Annotated in this window: 1 protein-coding gene; it reads right to left on the reverse strand. The window is 39.9% G+C overall.

What is annotated here, in order from left to right:
• On the reverse strand, nt 1-2,203 hold a 2,203-nt coding region (locus tag ACZIYX_RS23860; RefSeq protein ID WP_462684761.1), incomplete at both ends, for a ribonucleoside-diphosphate reductase subunit alpha.

Genomic DNA, 2,203 nt, shown 5'->3' on the forward strand with positions numbered 1-2,203 from the left:
CCTGTTTTTAAACCGCTTTTCCATGCATAAAAATGCATCGAGGTTAGTTTTGCCATGGTTGCACCTTCCATAAAAAGGTTTAAGGATTGTGACTGGTCTATAAAATACCCTCTGTGGCGGGACATATCGATAATATCTTTCATACTCATCTCCCAAACAGTTTTATATAACTCTTTTAAATCCTGCGGAATCCCATCTATATCTTGTACCGATCCATTTGCCCGCATAATGGCATCTTTAAGAGAATCGTTCCATAATCCCAATTGTACCAGGTCTTCCAATAAGTGTTTGTTAACTACAATAAATTCTCCTGATAATACCCGTCTGGTATAAATATTACTGGTGTATGGCTCAAATGCTTCGTTGTTTCCTAGTATTTGAGAGGTAGATGCTGTTGGCATTGGTGCTACTAATAATGAGTTGCGAACGCCATTTTTAAGCACTTGCTTTCTTAATTTGCCCCAATCCCATCGACCACTTAATTCTTCATCTTTTAATCCCCATAGGTTATACTGAAACTCTCCTTTAGAAATAGGAGACCCTTCATAACTTTGGTAAGGGCCATCCTCTTTGGCTTCTTCCATCGATGCAGTAACTGCTGCAAAGTACAAGGTTTCAAAAATATCCTGGTTTAGTTTCTTTGCTTCATCACTGGTAAATGGCAATCGCAATTGTATAAATGCATCTGCCAATCCTTGTACTCCCAACCCTATTGGGCGATGACGTACATTAGAGTTTTCTGCCTCTTTTACAGGATAGTAATTACGATCGATTACTCTGTTCAGGTTTTTGGTTACCCGTTTGGTAATTCTAAACAGTTCTTTATGATCAAACTCCCCGTTTTTTACAAACATGGGCAATGCAATAGAGGCCAGGTTACAAACGGCTACTTCATCCGGGCTGGTATATTCTAAAATTTCGGTACATAAGTTAGAAGAACGAATAGTACCCAGGTTTTTTTGATTGGATTTACGGTTAGCGGCATCTTTGTACAACATATACGGGGTACCGGTCTCGATCTGGGATTCCAGTATTTTTTCCCAAAGCTCGCGTGCTTTTATAGTTCTTCTGCCTTTTCCTTCTGCTTCAAAACGAAGGTAGGCTTCTTCAAACGCATCACTATGTATATCAAATAAGCCGGGGCACTCGTTAGGACACATCAATGTCCATTCTGCATCTTCTTGCACCCGTTTCATGAACAAATCCGGGATCCACATGGCATAAAACAGATCCCGTGCCCGCATTTCTTCTTTACCATGGTTCTTTTTAAGATCCAAAAAATCAAAGATATCGGCATGCCATGGCTCTACATAAATAGCAAATGAACCTTTTCTTTTTCCACCCCCCTGATCTACATAACGGGCTGTATCGTTATACACTCTAAGCATTGGTACAATACCATTAGAGGTTCCGTTGGTTCCTGCAATATAAGACCCTGTAGCTCTAACATTATGAATAGACAATCCTATACCCCCCGCAGATTGCGAGATCTTTGCTGTTTGTTTTAAGGTATCGTATATCCCATCTATACTGTCATCTTTCATGGTCAATAAAAAGCAGGACGACATTTGTGGTTTTGGTGTCCCTGCATTGAACAAAGTAGGGGTGGCATGGGTAAAATATTTTTTGGACATCAACTCATAGGTCTCTATCGCTGCATCCAAATCGTTGAGATGGATCCCTATAGAAACCCGCATTAGCATGTGTTGCGGGCGTTCTGCTATTTTTCCATTGATCTTGAGCAAATACGAACGCTCTAATGTTTTAAAACCAAAATAATCATATCCAAAATCCCGGTTATAAATAATGGTAGAATCCAACTTTTCTTTGTTGGCAATAATAACCTCATATACATCATCTGCAATTAGGGGTGCTTTCTTTTCTGTTCTGGGGTTTACATACTCATAAAGGTCTGTAATCACCTCTGAGAATGTCTTTTTTGTGTTTTTATGTAAATTAGAAACAGAGATACGGGCGGCAAGTTTTGCATAATCAGGATGTGTTATGGTCATGGTTGCAGCTATTTCTGCAGCCAGATTATCCAGTTCGCTTGTCGTTACACCATCATACAACCCTTCTATCACCCGCATAGCTACCTTTACCGGATCTACCAAGGGGTTAAGCCCATAACATAATTTTCTTACCCTGGCGGTAATCTTGTCGAACATAACTGGCTCTTTACGACCATCTCTTTTTACTACAT

Source organism: Aquimarina sp. (genome assembly GCF_977115655.1).